The sequence below is a fragment of the Accumulibacter sp. genome, assembly GCF_023806625.1.
In the GTDB taxonomy this organism is placed as follows: Bacteria; Pseudomonadota; Gammaproteobacteria; order Burkholderiales; family Rhodocyclaceae; genus Accumulibacter.
This window is the reverse complement of the sequence record NZ_JAMTDX010000113.1, coordinates 13193-35061: the sequence shown is the minus strand read 5'-3', so window position 1 is coordinate 35061 and position 21869 is coordinate 13193. Positions and strand designations below refer to the sequence as shown.

20 protein-coding genes are annotated in these 21869 nt (G+C 67.4%); 14 read left to right on the top strand and 6 right to left on the bottom strand.

What is annotated here, in order from left to right; translation table 11 throughout:
- Nucleotides 1–454: 454 nt before the first annotated feature.
- The gene (locus NFW05_RS18155; protein WP_295310155.1) at nt 455–1993 is read left to right on the top strand and encodes an AMP-binding protein; all 1539 of its coding nucleotides are present in this window, start codon (nt 455–457) and stop codon (nt 1991–1993) included.
- A gap of 69 nt (nt 1994–2062) precedes the next feature.
- On the opposite strand, the gene NFW05_RS18150 is transcribed toward NFW05_RS18155, so the two are convergent.
- Complete coding sequence (locus NFW05_RS18150) at nt 2063–4087, bottom strand: alpha/beta fold hydrolase (protein WP_295310154.1); 2025 nt, start codon at nt 4085–4087, stop codon at nt 2063–2065.
- Nucleotides 4088–4589: 502 nt separating this feature from the next.
- Between NFW05_RS18150 and NFW05_RS18145 the strand changes: the two genes are divergently transcribed.
- From NFW05_RS18145 to NFW05_RS18115, 7 genes are all read left to right on the top strand, one after another.
- A complete protein-coding gene (locus NFW05_RS18145) occupies nt 4590–5357 on the top strand; it encodes a 3-hydroxyacyl-CoA dehydrogenase (protein ID WP_295310152.1) in 768 nt (255 codons plus the stop codon).
- A gap of 58 nt (nt 5358–5415) precedes the next feature.
- Nucleotides 5416–6597, top strand: coding sequence for an acetyl-CoA C-acyltransferase (locus NFW05_RS18140; protein WP_295310150.1), 1182 nt, complete (start codon nt 5416–5418; stop codon nt 6595–6597).
- 59 nt (nt 6598–6656) lie between these two features.
- The gene (locus NFW05_RS18135) at nt 6657–7097 is read left to right on the top strand and encodes a MaoC family dehydratase N-terminal domain-containing protein (protein ID WP_295310148.1); all 441 of its coding nucleotides are present in this window, start codon (nt 6657–6659) and stop codon (nt 7095–7097) included.
- A 9-nt stretch (nt 7098–7106) separates the two neighbouring features.
- Nucleotides 7107–7526 (top strand): MaoC/PaaZ C-terminal domain-containing protein, encoded by a 420-nt coding sequence (locus NFW05_RS18130; RefSeq protein WP_295310146.1) that lies wholly within the window; start codon nt 7107–7109, stop codon nt 7524–7526.
- A 141-nt stretch (nt 7527–7667) separates the two neighbouring features.
- The gene (locus tag NFW05_RS18125; protein WP_295310144.1) at nt 7668–8738 is read left to right on the top strand and encodes a poly(R)-hydroxyalkanoic acid synthase subunit PhaE; all 1071 of its coding nucleotides are present in this window, start codon (nt 7668–7670) and stop codon (nt 8736–8738) included.
- Between the two features lie 62 nt (nt 8739–8800).
- Nucleotides 8801–9907 (top strand): class III poly(R)-hydroxyalkanoic acid synthase subunit PhaC, encoded by a 1107-nt coding sequence (gene phaC / locus NFW05_RS18120; protein WP_295310142.1) that lies wholly within the window; start codon nt 8801–8803, stop codon nt 9905–9907.
- 109 nt (nt 9908–10016) lie between these two features.
- Nucleotides 10017–11252 (top strand): HD domain-containing phosphohydrolase, encoded by a 1236-nt coding sequence (locus NFW05_RS18115; protein ID WP_295310140.1) that lies wholly within the window; start codon nt 10017–10019, stop codon nt 11250–11252.
- 135 nt (nt 11253–11387) lie between these two features.
- Here the strand turns inward: NFW05_RS18115 and NFW05_RS18110 are convergent, their stop codons facing one another.
- From NFW05_RS18110 to NFW05_RS18090, 5 genes are all read right to left on the bottom strand, one after another.
- Complete coding sequence (locus NFW05_RS18110) at nt 11388–11750, bottom strand: hypothetical protein (protein ID WP_295310138.1); 363 nt, start codon at nt 11748–11750, stop codon at nt 11388–11390.
- A complete protein-coding gene (locus NFW05_RS18105; protein WP_295310136.1) occupies nt 11743–11907 on the bottom strand; it encodes a hypothetical protein in 165 nt (54 codons plus the stop codon). The genes NFW05_RS18110 and NFW05_RS18105 overlap by 8 nt, the downstream gene beginning before the upstream one ends.
- Nucleotides 11904–12857, bottom strand: coding sequence for an Hsp70 family protein (locus NFW05_RS18100; protein ID WP_295310134.1), 954 nt, complete (start codon nt 12855–12857; stop codon nt 11904–11906). Before NFW05_RS18100 ends, NFW05_RS18105 begins: the two co-directional genes overlap by 4 nt.
- Before the next feature lie 139 nt (nt 12858–12996).
- Nucleotides 12997–14508, bottom strand: coding sequence for a glycerol kinase GlpK (glpK, locus tag NFW05_RS18095; RefSeq protein WP_295310132.1), 1512 nt, complete (start codon nt 14506–14508; stop codon nt 12997–12999).
- 16 nt (nt 14509–14524) lie between these two features.
- The gene (locus tag NFW05_RS18090; protein ID WP_295310130.1) at nt 14525–15136 is read right to left on the bottom strand and encodes a TetR/AcrR family transcriptional regulator; all 612 of its coding nucleotides are present in this window, start codon (nt 15134–15136) and stop codon (nt 14525–14527) included.
- 249 nt (nt 15137–15385) lie between these two features.
- Between NFW05_RS18090 and NFW05_RS18085 the strand changes: the two genes are divergently transcribed.
- From NFW05_RS18085 to NFW05_RS18060, 6 genes are all read left to right on the top strand, one after another.
- Nucleotides 15386–16135 (top strand): electron transfer flavoprotein subunit beta/FixA family protein, encoded by a 750-nt coding sequence (locus tag NFW05_RS18085; protein WP_295310128.1) that lies wholly within the window; start codon nt 15386–15388, stop codon nt 16133–16135.
- 2 nt (nt 16136–16137) lie between these two features.
- Nucleotides 16138–17070 (top strand): electron transfer flavoprotein subunit alpha/FixB family protein, encoded by a 933-nt coding sequence (locus NFW05_RS18080; protein WP_295310126.1) that lies wholly within the window; start codon nt 16138–16140, stop codon nt 17068–17070.
- A 26-nt stretch (nt 17071–17096) separates the two neighbouring features.
- Nucleotides 17097–17762, top strand: coding sequence for an energy-coupling factor ABC transporter permease (locus tag NFW05_RS18075; protein ID WP_295310124.1), 666 nt, complete (start codon nt 17097–17099; stop codon nt 17760–17762).
- Nucleotides 17763–17805: 43 nt separating this feature from the next.
- A complete protein-coding gene (locus tag NFW05_RS18070; RefSeq protein ID WP_295310122.1) occupies nt 17806–19503 on the top strand; it encodes a hypothetical protein in 1698 nt (565 codons plus the stop codon).
- Between the two features lie 33 nt (nt 19504–19536).
- On the top strand, nt 19537–21330 hold the full coding sequence (locus NFW05_RS18065) for an acyl-CoA dehydrogenase (RefSeq protein ID WP_295310120.1): 1794 nt from the start codon (nt 19537–19539) through the stop codon (nt 21328–21330).
- A 118-nt stretch (nt 21331–21448) separates the two neighbouring features.
- The gene (locus NFW05_RS18060) at nt 21449–21856 is read left to right on the top strand and encodes a thioesterase family protein (RefSeq protein ID WP_295310118.1); all 408 of its coding nucleotides are present in this window, start codon (nt 21449–21451) and stop codon (nt 21854–21856) included.
- Nucleotides 21857–21869 lie beyond the last annotated feature (13 nt).

The following is a 21869-nucleotide window of genomic DNA, read 5'->3' as shown; positions in this document are numbered from 1 at the left end:
AAAACGGGCCCGCCTGCACAGGGCGGCCCCTGATTGCCCTGGATCTGCCCCTGCGGCAGACACCGCTGACCTCGTCCGGTCCCCCCGGCGGACTGCCGGTTCCGGAACCCGGGCAGGCAGCAAAGCAGCCGGCTGTGATGGCTTGGCCGGCTTTGCCCGCGGGTCCGGAATTGCCTTCGCGCGGACGTCCGGACAGACAGATTTGCGCACCGCACAATTCATTTTACTCTTCTGCACGCGATTTGTTGACGCCTCGTGGACCGCTCCGCGCCTTTATTTTCGCGATCCGCGCAAACGATCGGCAACTGCTTGTCCGAGCGACGATCAGGCGGGTTCCACGGGGTTTGCGAGGGCTTCCGGCCGGAGCCCCCGGGGGGCGCCGCGCACCGCCCGGCGTACCCGCGGTATAGTAGCGCCTTGCTGCGCTGCGACGACTTGACCGGAGGAGTTTCCCATGCTGCAACTCGCCAGGCTGATCAGCCATCACGCCCGTTTCCGCCCCGACCGGACGGCCGTCGTCTTCGAGGACGAGAGGCTCACCTGGAACGAGTTCGATGCGCGCGTCGGGCGCTGCGCGCGGCTGCTGCAGTCGCTTGGTGTCGGCCGCGGCGACCGCGTGGCGACCGTGCTGGCCAACTGCCGGGAACTCCTCGAAGTGTATTGGGCGATCCCGACGATCGGCGCGGTGCTCGTTCCGCTGAGCCCGTTGCTGATGGCTTCGGGGCTGGCCAGCCTGCTGCGCGATTCGGGCGCGCGCTGTCTGATCACCCAACGCTCGATGGTCCCGGTCGTCGACCAGGTGCTCGCCGGACTGCCGGGCTGGTCGGCCGACGACGTGCTGCTCGTCGACGGCGCGGAGGGGGGCTACCGGCATTACGAGCCGCTGCTCGCCGAACGGCCCGAAGGCCCGGCGCCGGTGGTCGCCGTTGGCCCCGACGAACTGTTCAACATCATGTATACGAGCGGGACGACGGGGCTGCCCAAGGGGATCATGCACAGCCATTTCGTGCGCTCGATGTACTGCACGCTGTTCGCTTCGGCGTGGCGGATGTGCCCCGAGTCGGTCGTCCTGCATACCGGCGCGATCGTCTTCAACGGCGCCTTCGTCACGCTGATGCCCTCCTTCTATCTCGGCGGACGCTACGTTCTGCAGCGCCAGTTCGACGCCGCCGAGGCGATCGAGATCATCGCCCGCGAACGCGTCACGCATACGATGATGGTCCCGGCGCAGATCATCGCCGTGCTCGACTCGCCGAATTTCGCACCCGAGAAGCTCTCCTCGCTCGAGATGATCCTCTCGCTCGGCGCGCCGCTGCACCAGGAGCAGAAGGACCGGCTCAACCGCCTGCTCCCCGACCGCTTCTACGAGCTCTACGGGCTCACCGAGGGCTTCTGGACGATCCTCGACCGGACCCAGTCGCTGCGCAAGGCCGGCTCGGTCGGTTCGCCGCCGTACTACTTCGAGATGCGCGTCGTCCGCGAGGACGGCAGCGACGCGCCACCCGGCGAAGTCGGCGAGATCGTCGGCCGCGGGCCGTCGCTGATGCTCGGCTACTACGGCCGACCGGACCTGACCGCGCAGGCGGTGCGCGACGGCTGGCTGTTCACCGGCGACCTCGGCTACACCGACGACGAGGGCTACCTCTATCTCGTCGATCGCAAGAAGGACATGATCGACAGCGGCGGCGTCAAGATCTACCCGCGGGACATCGAGGAAGTCGCCGCGCGCCACCCGGCGGTCAGGGAAGTCGCCGTCTTCGGGGTCGCACACGAGAAGTGGGGAGAGACGCCGGTCGCCGCAGTGACGCTGCGCCCCGGTGCATCGGCTTCGGCGGAGGAACTGCTCGAATGGATCAACGAGCGCGTCGCGGCGCGTTACCAGCGCTTGCACGCCGTGGAGGTGATGGACGATTTCCCGCGCAACGCGGCCGGCAAGACGCTCAAGCGCGAGATGCGCGACGCGTATCAGCTGCAGCACGGCGCCGGCGGCTGACCCGCCGGCCGGCGCGCGCTCCGGGCGACCGACCGCTCGCCCGGCTGATTGATCGTCGCGCGCGGTGCGTCACTGCTGGAAGATGTAGGTCCCCGGCGCGTCGCAGATCGGCTCGTAGCCTTTTTCGGGCGCGCCGGGTGCCGCCGGCGCCGCTTCCATCCCCGAGGAATGCCGGGCCAGCCACTCCTGCCAGACCGGCCACCACGATCCCGGCGAGACCGGCGTCTTCTGCTTCCAGCTGTCGGCGTCGAGGAAGCGCTCGCCTTCGCGGCAGACGCTGAGCTGATACGTACGCCGCGGATGGCCGGGTTCGTTGATGATCCCGACGTTGTGTCCGCCGCTGGTCAGCACGAAGGTCAGCTCGGTGGCGTCGCTCTGCAGGTGCAGCTTGTACACCGAACGCCACGGAGCGACGTGGTCGGCACTCGCGGCGACGGCGAAGATCGGCGCGTGGATGCTGCTGATCGAGATTGCCCGGCCCTCGACGATGTACTTGCCTTCGAACAGCTCGTTGTCCACGTAGAGCCGGCGCAGCACCTCGGAGTGCTGCCGGTAGGGCATCCGCGTGCCGTCGGCGTTCCAGGCCATCAGGTCGAACATCGGCTCGCGGTGGCCGAGATAGTACTCGCGGACCATCTTCGACCAGATCAGGTCGGCCGACTTGAGCAGCTGGAAGCCGCCCGAGACCTGCTTGTGTCCCAGGTAGCCCTTCTCCCACATCATGTCTTCGAGCAGCGTGACTTCGCTGGCGTCCATGAAGACGTTGATCTCGCCGACCTCGGTGAAGTCGGTCATCGTCGTGAACAGCGTGACGCTCGCCAGCCGGTCGTCGCCGTCGCGGGCCATCGCCGCCGCGGCGATGGTCAGCAGGATGCCGCCAAGGCAGTAGCCGACGGTATGGATCTTGCGCCCCGGCAGGATCTCGGAAACCGCGTTGACCGCGGCCAGCGTACCGAGCTTGCGGTAGTCCTCCATGCCCAGGTTGCGGTGCTCGGGCCCGGGATTGAGCCACGAGATCATGAACACCGTGTGCCCGCGTTCGACGAGGTAGCGGACCAGCGAGTTGTGCGGCGAGAGGTCGAGGATGTAGTACTTCATCATCCACGCCGACTGCATCAGCACCGGCTCGCGATGGACGGTCGCGGTCGTCGGCGAGTACTGGATGAGCTCGATCAGCTGGTTGCGGAAGACGACCTTGCCGGGGGTAATCGCCAGATTCTCGCCAACCTTGAACGCTTCGACGCCGGCCGGCTTGTCGTCGCGCAGCTGCCGCCGGACGTCTTCCTGATAGAACTCGGCGCCGCGCAGAAGATTGGCGCCACGCTCGCTGACCGTCGCCTCGACGATTTCCGGGTTCATCAACGGCACATTGACCGGGGCCATCATGTCGAGGATCTGGCGAGCGGTGAACCAGACCGCGGCCTCACTGTGCTTGCCGACGCCGCGGATTCCCGTGGTTGCGTTGTGCCACCACTGCTGGTTGAGCAGGAAGCCCTGGTAGATCACGTTGTACGGGAAGCGCTGCCATCCGGGATGGTCGAAGCGGTGGTCGCCGGGTAGCGGCTTGATGCACGGCTCGGCGGTGCCGGTGGCCAGCGAATTCAGCGCATAGCTCGTCAGCCGCAGCGCCTTGCGCGCGGCCTTGGCCCCGAGCTGGAACTGCTTGCCCGGCGAGGCCCAGAGGTGCACGGTCCAGTCGAGGTAGGCCATGGCCAGCGAGGCCGGCGAAACGCCGCCGTTGAGCTGGCCGAGCGCGATATTGGTCATCCGGTCGATGTTCTCGAGCGCGTCGGAGTCGAGCAGGTGACGGTCGCCGAGGCGCCGCGAGAACTCGGCGGGATTGGTTCCGGCAGCCACGGGTGCCGCCGGTGCGGCCGGAGGCGGAGCGGCTGGCTCGACCTTCGCGGCGGCCGGCGGCGGATCGGCCGGTGCCGGCGCGGTTCCGACGGCCGGAGCTTCGACGGCCGGTACGTCTGCGGCTGCCTTTCGGCGGCGTGGGGCAGTGGTGCCGGTGGTTTTGCGGGTTCGCCCGGCGGCCCCTTCGGCGGGCGCAGTCGCTGCGGCTTCAGGCTTTTCCTTGACGGTGTCGACCATGGTTGTTCTCCAGTGTGCGCTGGCCCACTGGCCAGCTGGGCGCGCGGCCGCGCCGATTCGCCGGGCAATCCTACGCCTGGCGCAGGTGGGCGAGGCTGATCCAGGTCAACAGACGGTGCGGATCTGTCACGCCGGCGCTTCGCGGGGGCTTGCCGGGGTCTCGCGGGTGGTCCCTGGCGGTCTGCCGGGTGGCCTTCGGGCGCTTGCCGGCGCCGCCGGTGCTGCAACGCATCCGGTGCTTGACTCTGTGCCGCTCTGAGTCCGACAATGCCGGGATTACTTGCCGCCGGAACCCGGCAGGCCCAGATGCGGTCGGCCCGGCGGAGCTTGCCGGAGCGTCGCCCGCTGCGCCGATTTTGCAGGGCAGCATCGTTCTGCGGGACGCTCGGACTGGCAGGATGCGCGCGTTTTCATGCGCCGTCACGGCCTTGCATCGATCGCCGTCGGCGCTGGCCCGTAGCGCGGCATCGCGTGGTGTCGCGACATTTTTTTGGGGGTAATCATGCAAATCAATGGCAGTGTGTTTGTGGTAACGGGAGCAGGATCCGGTCTGGGAGCGGAAACGGCAAACGGGCTGGTCAGCGCTGGCGGAAAGGTGGTCATCGTCGATGTCGACGCCGCTGCCGGCGAGGCGCACGCCGCCCAACTGGGCGCGAACGCACGCTTCGCGAAAACCGACGTCACCGACGAGGCCAGCGCTCGCGCAGCGATCGAGCTGGCGGTCAGCGAATTCGGCGCGCTGCACGGACTGGTCAACTGTGCCGGCGTCGCCCCACCGAAGAAGGTGCTCGGCCGTGACGGCCCGCATGACCTGGCGACCTTCGCGCGCGTCGTCAATATCAACCTCGTCGGCACCTTCAACATGATCCGTCTGGCCGCCGAAGCGATGGCCCGCAACGAGCCGAACGCGGGCGGCGAGCGCGGGGTGATCGTCAATACCGCGTCGGTCGCCGCCTACGACGGCCAGATCGGTCAGGCCGCGTATGCCTCGTCGAAGGCTGGCGTCGTCGGCCTGACGCTACCGGTGGCCCGCGAACTCGCCGCGCAGGGAATCCGCGTCGTGACGATCGCTCCCGGCATCTTCGAGACGCCGATGCTCAAGGGTCTGCCGCCGGCGGCGCAGGAATCGCTCGGCAAGATGGTGCCCTTCCCGTCGCGCCTCGGCAAGCCCGCCGAGTACGCCGCGCTGGTCCGCCACATCTGCGAGAACGGCTACCTCAACGGCGAGGTGATCCGTCTCGACGGGGCGATCCGGATGGCGCCGAAGTGATCCGGCGCGACCGACAAGAGTCGATCAGGCACGATAGCTTCCCTTCAAGGAGTGTTTCATGAGTGAGTCAGTAGTCATTGTCGGTGCCAAGCGCACGCCGGTTGGTGCCTTCCAGGGTCAGTTCGCCGCGTTGTCGGCGCCGCAGCTCGCTGCTGTGGCGATCCGCGCGGCCGTCGAGCAGTCCGGTGTCAAGGGCGAGGACATCGACGAAGCGTTGATCGGATGCTGCCTGATGGCCGGCCTGCGTCAGGCGCCGGCTCGCCAGGCGGTGCTCGGCGCCGGTCTGCCGAAGTCGGTGCCCTGCGTCACGCTGACCAAGATGTGCAGTTCGGCGCAGAAGACGATCATGATCGCCCACGACGAACTGCTCGCCGGTTCGATCAACGTCGCCGTTGCCGGCGGCATGGAGTCGATGACCAACGCCCCGCACGTGCTGACCAGCGCGCGTTCGGGCTATCGTCTGGGCCATGGCCAGCTCTTCGACCACATGTTCCTCGACGGCCTCGAGGACGCGTACGAGCCGGGCAAGCTGATGGGCGCGTTCGCCGAGCTCTGCGTCGAGAAGTACGGCTTCACGCGCGAAGAGATGGACGCCTTCGCCACCCAGTCGGTGACCCGCGCGCAGAACGCGGTCTCGTCCGGGGTCTTCGCCGCCGAGATCGCTCCGGTGACGATCACCACGCGCAAGGGTGACGAACAGTTCGCGCTCGACGAAACGCCAATGAAGTGCGACGTCTCGAAGATCACCAAGCTCAAGCCGGCTTTCAAGCGGGATGGCGCGGTGACCCCGGCCAACTCGTCGTCGATCTCCGACGGCGCCGCGGCCTTCGTGCTGATGCGCGAGTCCGACGCCAAAGCCAAGGGAATCGCTCCGCTGGCGCGGATCGTGGGTCATTCGACCTTCGCCCACGACCCCGCGTGGTTCACCACCGCTCCCGTGTTCGCCTTCCAGAAACTGCTCAAGAAGGTCGGCTGGCAGACCGGCGACGTCGACCTCTGGGAGATCAACGAAGCCTTCGCCGCAGTGACGATGGCCTCGGTCCGCGACCTCGCACTCTCGCCCGACAAGGTCAACGTCAATGGCGGCGCCTGCGCGCTCGGCCACCCGATCGGGGCGACCGGCTCGCGGATCCTGGTGACGCTGCTCTACGCGCTGAAGGCTCGCGGTCTCAAGCGCGGCATCGCCGGCCTCTGCGCCGGCGGCGGTGAAGCCACGGCGATCGCCATTGAAGTTCTCTGATCGAGTCGTCAACCCGCTTTCCCGCCCCGCGCCGCGGGGTGGGGCAGGAGTGATTCCAGATGTTGATTGACAAGAAGCACATAGGCATGAAGGTGCCGCCACACTCGGTGCATCTGACGGCGTGGCAGCTCAAGTGGTTCGCCAAGGCGACCGGCGAGACCAATCCGATCTACTTCGACGAGGAAGCCGCGCGCAAGGCCGGACTGCCCGGGGTCCTGGCGCCACCGACCTTCTTCTTCTGCATGGACATGGACAAGGAGCATCCCTTCGATTATCTCGAAACGATGGGCTGCGACCTCGGCAAGATGCTCCACGGCGAGCAGTCCTTCGTTTACCACAAGCCGGTCTATTCGGGTGACACGCTCGACTTCGACGGCCAGATCACCGACATCTACGACAAGAAGAACGGCGCCTTGCAGTTCGTCGTCAAGGATGTCAAGGTTCGCCGCAAGGGCGAACTGGTCTGCGACGTGCGCAGCGTGATGGTCATTCGGGATTAGGGGGAAGTGATGGCAATGCCGACTTTTGATTCGCTCAACGTGGGCGACGAGATCCCCTCGTTCACCACCGAGCCGGTCTCGCGCCTGACCCTCGCGCTCTACGCCACGGGTTCCGGTGACCACCACCCGCTGCACCTCGATCAGGATTACGTCCGCTCGAAAGGGATCAAGGACGTCTTCGCCCACGGCATGCTCGGCATGGCCTATCTGGGTCGTCTGCTGACCCAGTGGGTGCCACAGGAAGCGATCCGCAGCTTCGGCGTCCGCTTCACGGCCATCACCTGGATCGGTGAGCGGCTGGTGTGCACCGGCAAGGTGGTCGAGAAACTCGAGCAGGATGGCGAAAAACGTGTGCGTCTCGAACTGACCTGCGCCAACGAGCAGGGCGAGGCGAAACACAAGGCGGATGCAGTGGTGGCCCTGGCCTGACGGGGCTTTCTCTGCTGCAGCTGCGCAGTCGCGGCCGTCGTCCGACGGCCGCAATTCAACTGGAAGTGCACTCAATCTACCCGTGGGCTCGGTTTGCCTCCGCGGCAGGCGTGTCCGACACACTGAAAGGAGATCGAAGGAGTGGAAAACAACAATCCGAACGAGCAGATGGGCGGAGTCGTCAACGCCTGGGCGGAGACGCAGAAGCGCATGTGGAACGACTGGGCCACGATGCTGCAGAATCTCCAGGGCGGCGCCGAGAATCCCGCGGAAGCAGCGCGCAAGGGTATGGAAGCGGTGACCAGGGGCACCAACGAAGCGGCGCGGATGCTCATGGACCGGATCAACGGCAGCCAGGGCGCGATGAATCGGGTGATGGACTTCTTCTTCCGCTCGATGAAGGTCGTCGCCCCGAATCTCGAAGCGAACAAGGACTGGCGTCCAGACCTCAAGGCCTTTGCCGACAACTGGGCCAAGGAATCGACGGCGATGCTCCAGCGCAGCCTCGGACTGCCGACGCACCTCAACGAACTCGGCTCCTCGCTCAAGGAATGGCCCGACGCGCTCGGTCCGTGGCTGTCGTTCCTGACCCAGGCCGTCTCGGCGGGCCACTTCGGCGAGACGATGCTCAACGGGACGAGCGGGCTGAGCCGGCTGCTGGCCATGGAGAGCGATGCCAGCGCGTTCTCGGGTGTCGGCGAGATCCCGCACTTCGGAATCCTCCGCGAGAAGAACGCCAAGCTGATGCGGATGCTCGATGCCGCCGTCGACATGCGCAAGAACAGCCTGAAGTTCCACACCGCTTTCGGCGAAGCGCTGGCCAAGGCCGTCGAGGCGACCGTCGAGGAACTCGCCAAGCTGGCCGCCAAGGGCGAGAAGATCACCGCCGTACGTGACCTGATGCGTCTCTGGTATCGTACTGCCGACGCCTCGCTGCAGGTGACCTTCAACTCGCAGGAGTTCCTCGACGCGCAGAACGAGTTCACCAAGGCGCAGCAGGCGTACAAGCTGACGCAGCGGGTGGTCATCGAAGACGTCCTGCGCGGACTCGACATCCCGACGCGCAGCGAGATCGACGAGGCCTACAAGGTGATCCACGATCTGAAGAAGGAGGTCCGCGCCCTGCGCAAGCAGTTGCCCGCTCCTGCCGCGGTTGCGGCGGCGAAGCCGGCCGCGGTGCGCAAGACTCCGGCGCGAGCGAAGACCGAGTAGGGCACTGAAGCTTGTCTGCCCGAGCCCACAAGACAACCGAACTCAAGGAGGGTGCTAGTCACATGTTCAGCTTTCCAATCCAGATCCTGCCCGCTGATGTCGCGGCCGAAGCCGCTGCCCTGAACGCCAAACTCACCAAAGGCGTCGAACTGCTCAACAACCTGACCGACGACGATGTCGACATCGGCAGCACGCCCAAGGATGTCGTCTTCGAGCAGGATGGGATCCGCGTGTATCACTACCATCCGATCGCCGAGCCGTCGAAGATCATGAAGACGCCGCTGCTGATCGTGCCGCCGCTGATCAACGGCTACGAGGTCGCCGACCTCCAGCCCGATCGCTCGCTCGTCCGCAACCTGCTCCGCGAAGGCATCGACGTCTATCTCAACGACTGGGGCTATCCACGTCAGGTCGACAAGCACCGCTCGGTCGACGACTACATCAACGGCTACCTCGACGACACCGTCGACTTCATTCGCCAGCGCGCCGGCGTGGACAAGATCGCGCTGTTCGGCATCTGCCAGGGCGGGACGATCTCGACGACCTACTCGACGCTCAACCAGGACAAGATCTGCCTGCTCACGCTGACCGTCTCGCCGATCGACTTCGACGCCTATCGCGCCAACCACAAGCCGCACGAAGGGCTGATGTTCACCATGGGCGCCGACGCCGACGTCGACAAGATGGTCGCCGTGCATGGCAATGTCCCGGCCGACGTGCTCAACGTCTCGTTTCTGATGGCCTCACCGTTCATCCTCAACTTCGGCAAGTACGCCGACGTGATCGACATCCTCGACGACCGCTCGGCGCTGCTCAACTTCCTGCGCATGGAGAAATGGCTGTTCGGCGGTCCCGACGCCGTCGGACAGACCTTCAGGGAGTTCATCCGCGACTTCCTCAAGGGCAACAAGCTGGTCAAGGGTGGCCTCGAGATCGGCGGCCGCAAGGTCGACATCAAGGAACTCAAGATCCCGATCCTCAACATCTACGCCGAGAAGGATCACATCGTTCCGCCGCCGTGCACGGTCGCCCTTGGCAAGGTCGTGGGCAGCAAGGACTACACCGAGTTCGCCATCGCCACCGGGCATATCGGCATCTACACCGGCGGACTCTCGCAAAAGGTGCTCGCCCCGAAAGTCGGCAGCTGGATGCGCGAGCACGGCGCCTGAGAGGGCTGCCGTCCGCCCCGGCGCGGTCTTCTCCGCGCTACGGGGCAGCGCGGTCGGCCGGCGGCCCGCCAGCCGCCGGCCGACGCTTCGGCGTTCTTCCGGCCAGCGGATGACCCTGCGCATCGACCTGCGAAGCGCCATCCTGGCGCTCTCCGACGCGCTCGACCTGGTCGGCGTCAACGACTTCCAGCACGGCAAGCGGGTGGCGATGATCGCCCGCGAGACCGGCCTGCTGCTCGGCCTTGGTGAGCGCCAGCTCGACCGACTGGTCTGTGCAAGCCTGCTCCACGACCTCGGTGTTTCGTCGACGAGCGTCCATTCGCGGCTCGTCCGCGACCTCCAATGGGAAGACCGGCAGGAACACTGCGAACGAGGCTACCGGCTGCTGCTGCCCTTCGCACATCTCTCGCGGTTCGCCCGCGCGGTTCGCTACCATCACACTCCGTGGCGCGAACTGCCCGACGACCTCGCTGACGACGACGCGCTCGAGAGCAACCTGATCCAGCTCGCCGACCGCGTCGACGCGCTGCTGCTGCTGCGTGGGCTCGACAACCCGCTGTTCATCCGTGGCGGGATCATCGAAGCGATCAGTGCGCTCGCCGGCAGCGAACTGTCGGCCGAAGCCGTCCAGGCATTCCGCTCCGCGGCCCGCTGCGAGGCGTTCTGGATCGCCCTCGTGCCGCGTCACGTCCATCGCTATCTCGCCGACCTGCCGCTCGGCGAGTGGCGGATGACCATCGACTTCCCGCAGTTCGGTCATGTCGCGCGACTCGTCTCGAGCATCGTCGATGCGAAAAGCCCGTTCACCGCCGCTCACTCGCTCGGTGTCGCCCAACTCGCCCGCCATCTCGGAAAGCGCGCGGGGCTTGCCGACGAGACGCTCGCCGAAGTCGAGGTGGCCGGGCTGATGCACGACGTCGGCAAGCTCTGCGTTCCCGACGAGATCGTCGACAAGCCGGCACGCCTGACGCCGCGCGAGTTCTCGGTGATGGAGCGGCACAGCTTCGAGACCTACCAGATTCTCCACCACATCCCCGGGCTCGAACGCGTCGCCGAGTGGGCGGCGTTCCATCATGAGGCGCTCAACGGCCGCGGTTACCCGTTCCGCCGGGACGGCGAGCACCTCTGCGCGGAGGCCAGGATCGTCGCCGTTGCCGACGTCTTTCAGGCGCTGGCGCAGGAACGCCCATACCGCGTCCGACAGAATCCCGACCAGATCAGCGCCTTCCTCAACCAGTTCGTTCGCCGCGGCGTCCTTGACGGCAGTCTCGTCGCACTCGCCTGCGAGGACCTCGAGGGCTGCTGGAAGGCGGCGACTGAAACGCCGGCCGCCGGCAGCGGCTGAAGCCGTGCGACGGGCCCGGTTTGCCTGAGGCCGGGCACGGGCGGCAGTCGGCTTTCCGGAAGCAACGGTCGAACCGCCAAACCGGTAACCGGACATCTCCACCAGAGGTCACACGCGCTCGCCGGCGAAGCGCCGTCACCAGACCAGAGGCTCGCGGCAGAAGCGGTGCTCGGCGAGCAGCCGGCCGTCTGAAGGGGCAGACCGAAGCGGGCCTCCGCCGGCGGCCGGGCGTTTATCGCCCGCCGGCGTCGGCATTGCGAGAAAGCCCTTGAGTGCGGACGCGAGACGCATCGGACTGCTGGCGAGGGCCGCGTTGACGCGAGCCCGCGCCGCGTTCCGGTCGCCGCGCAGCAGCGCGACAAGAGCCTCGTCGAGCAGCCGGCTGGCTTGCTGTTCGGCCTGCCGAACGAGCGAGAAGTCGCAGCCGCAGCGCGGACAGACGGCGCTGTCTGCCCGTCGTGCGCGGCACGCCGGGCAAAGCTCGAGCGTCTCAGGCATCGAGGTAATAGAGGAGATCCGCCAGAGTGTCCTTGGCGGTCTTCAGGTCGTCGTCGGCTCCGGCGATCGCATCCTTCACTGCTTTGATCGCATTGACCAGATCCTCGGCATCCTCGCTGCCGGCTTCGGCCAGCGATCGCTGGGCCTTTTCGATCAACGCCTGCGCCTCGACGCGCAGACGTCGCCCATACTCGCCGCACCCATCGCGACGCAAAGGTCCGGGTCGCGGTCGGCCCGCGGCGGCATCCCGAGGTCCTCCTCAAGTCGGCGCTGCACCATCGGCGTTCGCGTCGCGCCGCCGACGAGCAGGACTCCGTTGATTGCGGCCACCGTCAGCCCGGCGCCGTTCAACTCGACACGGACGGCCTCGATCGTCTCGGCGATGACTGGCTCGATCATTTCTTCGTAGCGGAGGCGCGAGAGTTCCAGCGAAAGCTGGATCGGAACGCCGTCCTTCTCGAATAGGTATTCGTCGCTGAGCATGGTGTAGGGCTGGTCGGAGAGGGCGATCTTGGCCGCTTCGGCAGCGCGCAGCAGCCGCGCCATGACCAGCGGCTGCTGTCGCACATCGACCGCGTGCGTTTGCTCGAGATGCTGGACGAGGGGCTTGACGATCTGTTGGTCGAAATCGTCGCCACCGATGTGGTTGTTGCCATGACTGGCAAGCACTTCGACGACATCGTTTTCGAGATTGACCACCGAAATGTCGAAGGTCCCGCCCCCGAGGTCGTGAGCCAGCGCCTTGCGGGCTCCGCTGCGGCTGCTTTCGTAGGCCAGCGCGGCGTCGCGGTGCCGGCGCAGCAGCGATTCGGCGGGAATGGACTCCAGTGCCGCTTCGGGCGCGGTCAGCGCGACCGCCGCCAGACGCGTTTCGAGTTCGCTGCCGCTTGCCGGAGCACCGTCACTTCTCTCGGCAAGCCGACGCAGTGCTGCTGCGTCATGGTTCCCGGTGCGTAACAGCCAGTCGCCATAGGGGCCGTCGGCCAGCGGCTTGCCGCAAAAATTCGCGCGGTCGCGCCCCGCGGCCAGCGCCGCGGCAGCCCGCGTCTCCAGCGGAACCCCCGGTGTCGTCACCGCTTGGGAAGCGGTCGGAGGCGGTCTTCGCATCCCTCGCTTGACTGTCACGATCTCATTGCCGCTCGGTGGAAATCGAGAACCATAGGTGCACAGTTGTCCGCAGTGGTCCACCGTGGTCGGCTGCGCCGGTCATCATGAAGGGCTTCCCCGGACTACTGGCTGCGCTCTCTCAGTCGGGCTTCGCCCAGTCGCGAGTTCGCTCGACGGCGCGCCGCCAGCCCGCGAGCAGCGTCGCTCGCCGGTCGTCGTCCATCGCCGGCGCGAAGCGCCGCTCGGCCCGCCACAGCCTGGCCAGCTCCGCTTCGTCACTCCAGAAGCCGACCGCCAGACCGGCCAGGTACGCAGCGCCGAGCGCCGTCGTCTCGGTGATCTGCGGGCGAACGACCGGAACACCGAGCAGGTCGGCCTGAAAACGGAGCAGCAGATCGTTGCGCGCCGCACCGCCATCGACGCGCAGTTCGCGCAGTCGTTCGCCCGAGTCGAGTTCCATCGCCAGCAGCACCTCGGCGCTCTGGAAGGCGATCGCCTCGAGCGCCGCACGCGCGACGTGCGCGCGGGTCGTGCCGCGGGTCATGCCGAGCAGCGCGCCGCGTGCGTATGGGTCCCAGTACGGCGCGCCGAGGCCGGTGTGTGCCGGAACGAGGAAGACGCCGTCGCTGTCCGGAACCGTCCGGGCGAGTGCTTCGATCTCGTCCGATCGCGAGACGAGGCCGAGCCCGTCGCGCAGCCACTGCACCGCCGCTCCGCCCATGAACACGCTGCCTTCGAGCAGGTAAGTCGCTGCTCCCTGCTTCTGCCAGCCGACGGTGGTCAGCATCCGGTGTTGCGAGGGCATCGCCTGTGGTCCGGTGTTCATCAGCAGGAAGCAGCCCGTCCCGTAGGTGTTCTTGGCCATCCCGTGCTCGAGACAAGCCTGGCCGTAAGTCGCTGCCTGCTGATCGCCGGCGATTCCGGCCAGCGGAACGGGCGCACCGAGCCAGTCCTCATCGATCCGCGCGACGACGCCGCTGCTATCGACGACCTCGGGGAGAACCGCCCGCGGGATGCCGAGCAGCTGCAGCAGTTCGTCGTCCCAGCAGCGGCGCCGGATGTCGAAAAGCAGCGTGCGCGACGCGTTCGACGCGTCGGTGACATGGACCCGGCCGCCAGTGAGCTTCCAGGCGAGCCAGCTGTCGATCGTCCCGAAAGCCAGCTCGCCGCGCTCGGCACGGGCTCGCGCGCCGGGCAGCGTGTCGAGCAGCCACTTGAGCTTCGTTCCCGAGAAATAGGCATCGACGACCAGTCCCGTTCGCTGCCGGAACAACTCGCCGTGGCCGGCGGCGAGCAGCGCTTCGCAGATCCCGGCGGTGCGCCGGTCCTGCCAGACGATCGCCCGGTGCATCGGCTCGCCGCTCGCCCGATCCCAGAGGACGGTCGTCTCGCGCTGGTTGGTGATGCCGATCGCGGCGATCTGCTCGGGCCGGATTCCTTGGTCACGGAGCACCGACCGGGTCACCGCGAGCTGTGTCCGCCAGACCTCTTCGGCGTCGTGCTCGACCCAGCCGGGTTGCGGATAGTGCTGCGTGAACTCCTGCTGGCTGACGCCGCGGATCGAGCCGTCGCGCGCGACGACGATCGCCCGCGAGCTGGTCGTTCCCTGGTCGACAGCGAGGATGAAGGATTCGCCATGCGCACTGGTCATCGGTCGCTCTCCTCGATCAACAGGGACTGGCCTGCGTCACGCCCGCCGTCGGCGTGACGATCAACTCGGCGATTCGCCGCCGGAAGTCGGCCAGCCGCGGGTCGTAGTGCTCGCAGGCCATCAGGCTCTGGCCGAAGACGTAAGCATAGAGCAGGACGCTGCGGCTCTTCGCCTCATCGTCGGCGACGCCGAGCGCGACGAACAGCTGGCGCGTGCGCTCGAGCCGCCAGTGGTCGACCTCCTCGACGATCGCTGCGGCCCGCGGGTCGCGTCTCGCCCATTCGCGGACGGCGAGTTCGATCGCAATGCCGCGGCGGTTGCGCGTCGCGCTATAGACGTCGATCAGGTGCAGCAGCTGTTCGTGCTCGCGGCCCGGAACGGAGACGCTCTGCTTGTCGATGTCGCGGATTCGGCCGTCCCGCCAGGTCTCGAGAACGGCGTCGAAAAGGTCCTGCCGGTCCTTGAAGTGCCAGTAGAAACTGCCCTTGGTGACGCCGAAATCCTTGGCCAGGACCTCGACGCGCACGCCCTGGACGCCGTTCTCGGCGAGAATCTCGATCGCTGCCTGAATCCAGTCGTTGCGGTCGAGTGCGGCGCGCTGTCTGCCGCTCGCAGGCTTGACGGTCATCGGGTCCTTTCCTCGATCGCGCCGCTGGGGCATCATTAAGGGTATACGATTCCGGGGGCGCCCGGACGGTTTCACGGGCATCACCGACGCGGCTGGCGGTATTGACAGCCGCGCCGCCATACGGTAGCGTACGCTTGCCATACGACAGGGTATGGCGTATTCTCCGGTCGAATTTCAGCAATGTCAAACTCCGCCGCCGTCAGTCGTGGCGGGCAGGGATTTCGGTGTGGTGATATAGGAGAGCAAGAGTTGAAGATCCTCGTTCCAGTCAAGCGGGTGGTGGATTACAACGTCAAGGTGCGGGTCAGGCCCGACCAGAGCGACGTCGACCTGGCCAACGTCAAGATGTCGATGAATCCCTTCGACGAGATCGCCGTCGAGGAGGCTGTCCGTCTCAAGGAAGCCGGGATCGCCAGCGAAGTGATCGTCTTTTCGGCCGGGGTCGCCCAGTGCCAGGAAACGCTGCGCACCGCGATGGCCATCGGTGCCGACCGTGGAATCCTCGTCCAGTGCGACGGTGAACTGCAGCCGCTGGCCGTGGCCAATCTGCTCAAGGCGGTCTGCGCGAAAGAGCAGCCGCAGATCGTCCTCTGCGGCAAGCAGGCGATCGACGACGACGCCAATCAGACCGGGCAGATGCTCGCCGGGCTGATGAACTGGCCACAGGCGACCTTCGCCTCGAAAGTCGTCGTCAGCGGCCAGCAGGCGAGCGTCACACGGGAGATCGACGGCGGCCTCGAGACCGTCGAAATCCCGCTACCGGCGGTGATCACCGTCGACCTGCGGCTCAACGAGCCGCGCTACGCGACACTGCCGAACATCATGAAGGCCAAGAAAAAGCCGCTCGAGACGACCAATCCTCAAACGCTCGGGGTGGACGTCGCCGCGCGCCTGAAAACGCTGCGCGTCAGCGAGCCAGCGAAGCGCACCGCCGGCGTTCGCGTCGCGGATGCCGCCGACCTGGTGAACAAACTCAAGAACGAAGCAAAGGTGATCTGACCATGGCCATTCTCGTCATCGCTGAACACGACAACAGCGTCCTTCGCGCGGCGACGCTGAACGCCGTCACCGCCGCCGCCAAGCTCGGCGGGGAGATCCACGTCCTCGTCGCCGGCAGCGGCTGCGCGACGGTTGCCGCGGCTGCGGCACGCGTCTCCGGGGTCAGCAAGGTGCTCGTCGCCGATGCCCCGCACTACGCGCATCACTCGCCCGAGAGCCTGGCCGCGCTGGTCGTCGCCCAGGCCGGCGGCTACGGCTACCTGCTCGCCGCGGCGACGACCGATGGCAAGAACTTCATGCCCCGCGTCGCCGCGATGCTCGACGTGGCGCAGATTTCCGAAATCACCGGCGTCGACTCGCCGGACACCTTCCTGCGTCCGATCTACGCTGGCAATGTCATCGCCACGGTCCGCTCGTCGGATCGGGTCAAGGTGATCACCGTCCGTGCCACGGCCTTCGAAGCGGCCGGCGACGGCGGCAGCGCGACGATCGAAGCGATCGCCGCCGGTCCCGACCTCGGGGTCAGCCGTATCGTCGGTCGCGAGCTGACCCAGTCGGCGCGTCCCGAACTGACCGCTGCCAAGATCGTCGTCTCGGGCGGGCGTGGGCTGGGCAGCGGCGACAACTTCCACAAGCTGATCGAGCCGCTCGCCGACCGGCTCGGCGCTGCGGTCGGTGCATCGCGCGCCGCCGTCGATGCCGGGTACGTCCCGAACGACTACCAGGTCGGCCAGACCGGCAAGATCGTTGCACCGCAGCTGTACATCGCCGTCGGCATCTCCGGAGCGATCCAGCACCTGGCCGGAATGAAGGACAGCAAGGTGATCGTGGCGATCAACAAGGATCCCGAAGCGCCGATCTTCCAGGTCGCCGATTACGGTCTCGTCGGCGACCTGTTCGAGCTTCTGCCGGCTCTGCAGGCCGAGCTGGGCTGAGCGTCTCGCCGGCAGCCGCGCGCCGCATGAACCTGCCGGACGGCCTGGTCGACGGCAGCTGGACGCTGCTCGGCTGGCTCGTCTACGCGGTGCTCGCCTTCACGGCCGTGCGTCGGGCGCCGTGGGCGGTGCTCGCCGACGGCGCCCGGCTCAACGCCTTTCTGGCGATGATTGTCGTCCTGTCCATCTTCTGGCAGCTCAGAGCCGGCGTCAAGCCGGGCCTCTCGCTGCACCTGCTCGGTGCGACGCTGTTTACCCTCTGTTTCGGCTGGCAGCTCGCGTTCATTGGCCTCTCGCTGGTCGTCGTCGGAGTGACTCTCAACGGCGCCGCCGGCGGCGAAACCTTTGCCCTCAACGCGCTGCTGATGGCCGGGGTCGGCGTCGCAGCGAGTCACAGCGTGCATCAGCTGATCGACCGGCTGTTCCCTCGGCACCTGTTCATCTACATCTTCTGCAAGGGCTTCTTCGCCTCGGCGCTGGCCGTGGTCGCCGTCGGCGGCGCGGCGTGTCTGGTTCTCGCGCTGGCCGGCGCGTACCCGGGCGAGTATCTCACCAGCGAGTACCTGCCGTACTTCCTGCTCCTCGGCTTCTCCGAAGCCTGGCTGTCGGGAATGCTCGTCACGCTGCTCGCCGTCTATCGACCGCACCTGCTGACGGGCTTCGAGGATGCACAACTCCTGGGCAAGAAATGATGGCCTCCTCAGTCTGCTTTCCTGGAAGGAGCGTGCGCGGCTGATGGCATGGCGAACCCTTGGACTGACGCTGTTCGTCGCGCTGTCGGGATCATTGCTGGCCTTCCCGGCGCGGGCGATCGGTCTCGGCGAACTGCGCAGCACTTCCCGGACGGGCGAAGTCCTCCGCGCCGAACTCGAGGTCAGGGCGCACCCGGCCGAGCGCTTCGACCCGGCCTGCCTGAAGCTCTATCGCCCGGAGAAGACGTCCGACGACCTGCCCTGGCTGACCGCGGCGAGGCTCAGCTACCGGCGCGATGCCGATCGCGGCACGCTGTCGATTGTCTCGCAGGCGCCGGTCGGCGACCCGGTGATCCATATCGGCCTGCGCTCCGAATGCGGCGCCGAAGTCCTCCGTCAGTACACGCTGACGCTTGCCGCACCGGTGGCCGCCGCTACGCCGCCGGCGAGAGGCCGGGATGCCGCCGCTCCGCCGGCTTCCCCGGGCGAGGAAGCGAATGCGTTGCGTCTGACCGACGAACTCTCTGCCGCGGCCGGCGGCACGGACAGCCGCCTGAGCCGGGATCTGCTGCGCCTCGAGCACCGCGCGCTGCAACTGCGCAGCGATCCGCTGCTCAGCGAAGAGGCGCTCAACGAGCGCCTGGCGTGGCTGGAAGCCAACGTCGCCGAGCTCAAGAGGGCCGAGCAACGGCTCGCGGCCGCCGCTGGCTCGCTGCCCGACTCGGCAGCGGCTGGTTCAGGCGGCCAGTCCCCGGCCGAGAGCTCCGGCGCGCCCGCGGTCAGCGCCGCGCCGCGTGCACCGGCGCCCGCATCGCGACCTGTTCCGCCGCCGGCCGACGACGAGCTGTCGTGGCTGCTCTATGGCGGCCTAGCAGTGGTCCTGCCGCTCGTCCTGCTGGTTCTCTTTCATCGCCGGCGCGTTGGCGAGGCGCCGGCCGCCGCACCCCAGGCGCCGTTCAGCGTGCCCGATTCCCCGACGACGATCGCCGGAAGGGTCCGGCGCGAGGCGGTGCCATTCAGTGCGGGGGCGGCAGCCGAGCGAGCGGCAGGCGCTGCCGCGGCTGGCGAGACCCCACTGCGCGCAGCACCGTCGGCACCCGACAGCCAGCGCCGGCCGGCGTCGCCAGTGGCCGCCCCGGAACCCTCGCGCGTGGCCGTCCCGGGACCCGCAGAGGCTCCCCCGACCAGCGCGGCTCCGCTCGCCGAGCCCGCGTCACCGCCGGTTCTGAATCTGCCGGAAGCGCAGCCGAGCGGCGCGGCGCCGGCACTCGAACTCGCCGAGATCATGCTCTCCTTCGGCCGGGTCGGCGGTGCGGCGAGGACGCTCGAGGAGTTCCTCGCCGAGCAGCCGCAGGAGTCGCTGCGCCCGTGGATTCGCCTGCTCGAGATCTACCAGGAGAACGGCATGCGCGAGGAGTTCGAAGCGCTGACGCAGCGGCTGAACCGCAACTTCAACGTCGAAATCCTGCGCTGGGACCGCGATCGGGAGTCTCGCCAGGCGGCAGCCGAGCCGGCCGAGATGTCGCTCGTCGAGCCGACGACGATCGAGGAGATTCCGCGCATCCGCGATCAGATCGTCACGCTCTGGGGAACCGCGGCCTGTTCCGAGTACCTCGAAAAGCTGCTCCGCGACAACCGTGACGGCGGCCGCCGCGGCTTCAGCCTGCCGATCGTCGAGGAGATCCTCTTGCTGAGCGAGATCGCCGCCAGCGCGGCGGCCACTCACCAGTCACGCCACTGACCACAGAGTCCAACCCCCTGCAAGGAGAAACAGATGAGTGAATACGTTGCCCCGGTCCGCGACATGCAGTTCGTGCTCAATGAACTCGCCGGGCTCGAAGAGGTTGCGCAGCTGCCCGGCTACGAGGAGGCGACGCCCGACCTCGTCGATGCGATCCTCGAGGAAGCCGCGCGCTTCGCCGAGGAGGTTCTCTCGCCGCTCAACTGGCCGGGTGATCAGGAAGGCGCGAAGTGGCACGACAAGGCAGTGACCATGCCGCCCGGGTTTGCCGACGCCTACCGGCTGTTCGCCGAAAGCGGCTGGACGGCGCTCGGCAGCGAACCCGAGTGGGGCGGCCAGGGGCTGCCCAAGGTCGTCGCCGCGGCGGTCGCCGAGATGTGGAAGTCGGCCAATCACTCGTTCTCGCTCTGTCCGCTGCTGACCACCGGGGCGATCGAGGCGCTCGTCCTCAGCGGCTCGGACGAGCTCAAGAAGACCTACCTCGAGAAGATGGTCAGCGGTGTGTGGACCGGGACGATGAACCTCACCGAACCGAGCGCCGGTTCCGACCTCGCCGCCGTGCGCGCGCGTGCCGAGCCCCAGCCCGACGGCAGCTACCGGATCTACGGCCAGAAAATCTTCATCACCTATGGGGACCACGACATGGCCGAGAACATCATCCATCTCGTCCTCGCGCGCACCCCGACCGCACCCGAAGGCGTCAAGGGCATCTCGCTGTTCGTTGTTCCGAAGTTCCTGGTCAACGCCGACGGCAGCCTCGGCGCGCGCAACGACGCGTACTGCGTGTCGATCGAGCACAAGCTGGGCATCCACGCCAGCCCGACCGCGGTGATGGCCTTCGGCGACCACAGCGGCGCCATCGGGCACCTCGTCGGCGAAGAGAACCGCGGTCTCGAATACATGTTCATCATGATGAACGCCGCGCGCTTCGGCGTCGGTCTCGAAGGCGTCGCCGCTTGCGAGCGGGCGTACCAACGCGCCCGTGACTATGCGCGCGAGCGCATCCAGAGCCCGGACATCGGCGTCCGCGGTCGGCCGAAGGTGCCGATCATCCGCCACCCCGACGTACGCCGGATGCTGATGACCATGAAGTCGCGCGCCGAAGCGACCCGCGCGCTGGCCTACGTCGTCGCCGCTGCACACGACGCCGCCGCGAATCATCCCGACGGCGAAACGCGCAAGCGCAACCAGGCCTTCGTCGACCTGATGATCCCGGTGGTCAAGGGCTGGAGCACCGAGTCGGGCGTCGACATCGCCTCGATCGGCATCCAGGTACACGGCGGGATGGGCTACGTCGAGGAGACCGGCGCGGCGCAGCACCTGCGCGACGCGCAGATCTCGACGATTTACGAAGGCACCACCGGAATCCAGGCCAACGACCTGATCGGGCGCAAGATCGCCCGCGAAGGCGGGTCGACGCTGAAAGCGGTGATCGCGATGATGCGCGACCTCGACGGCCAGCTCGCCGCCTGCCCGGGCGAGCACTTCGCAGCGATCGGCAGCCGGCTGGCCGCCGGCGTCGACGCGCTCGCCGAGGCCGGCGAGTGGATCGTCGCCAACTACGGCCGCGACGTCCGTGCCGCGGCGGCCGGTGCCGTCCCCTTCCTGATGCTCCTCGGCACTGTCGCCGGCGGCTGGCAGATGGCCCGCGCCGCGCTGGTCTCCCAGCGGAAGATCGACGCCGGCGACAGCGACCCGTTCTACCCGGCGAAAATCGTCACCAGCCGCTTCTACGCCGACCACGTCCTCGCCCAGGCGCCAGGCCTGGCGAGCAGCGTGGTCAGCGGCGCCGCCGGCGTCCTCGACCTGCCCGAAGGCATGTTCTGATCGACCAGGCGGAAAGCGGGCCGCGCGGCCCGCTTTCCGCGGCCGCAGGCAGTCGGGCCGCGGCCGCTGCTGCGGCCGGCAGCGTGTCCCCGCTGTCCGGCCGGGAAAGGAAATCCATATGCACAGCCCACGCAAGCTCGTCCAGACGACCCTGATCCCGATTCGCTGGGGCGACATGGACGCCTACGGACACGTCAACAACACGATCTACTTCCGCTATATGGAGCAGGCGCGAGTGGAATACCTCGAGCAGCTCGGCTTCCAGGTCATGCCGCGCGGCTCTGCGCCAGTGATCATCAACGCCAGCTGCACCTTCCTCGTCCCGCTCAACTACCCGGGCGTCGTCGAAGTGCGCATGTACTGCGGCCATCCCGGGCGCAGCAGCATCCCGACGCACTACGAGATCCGCCTCCAGGGCGAAGAGACGATCTACGCCACCGGCGACTCGAAGATCGTCTGGATGGACGTGTCGACCGGCAAGTCGGTGCCGATCCCCGAGACGCTGCGCGCCGAGCTGCCCGCCTGACGGCGGCGGCGAA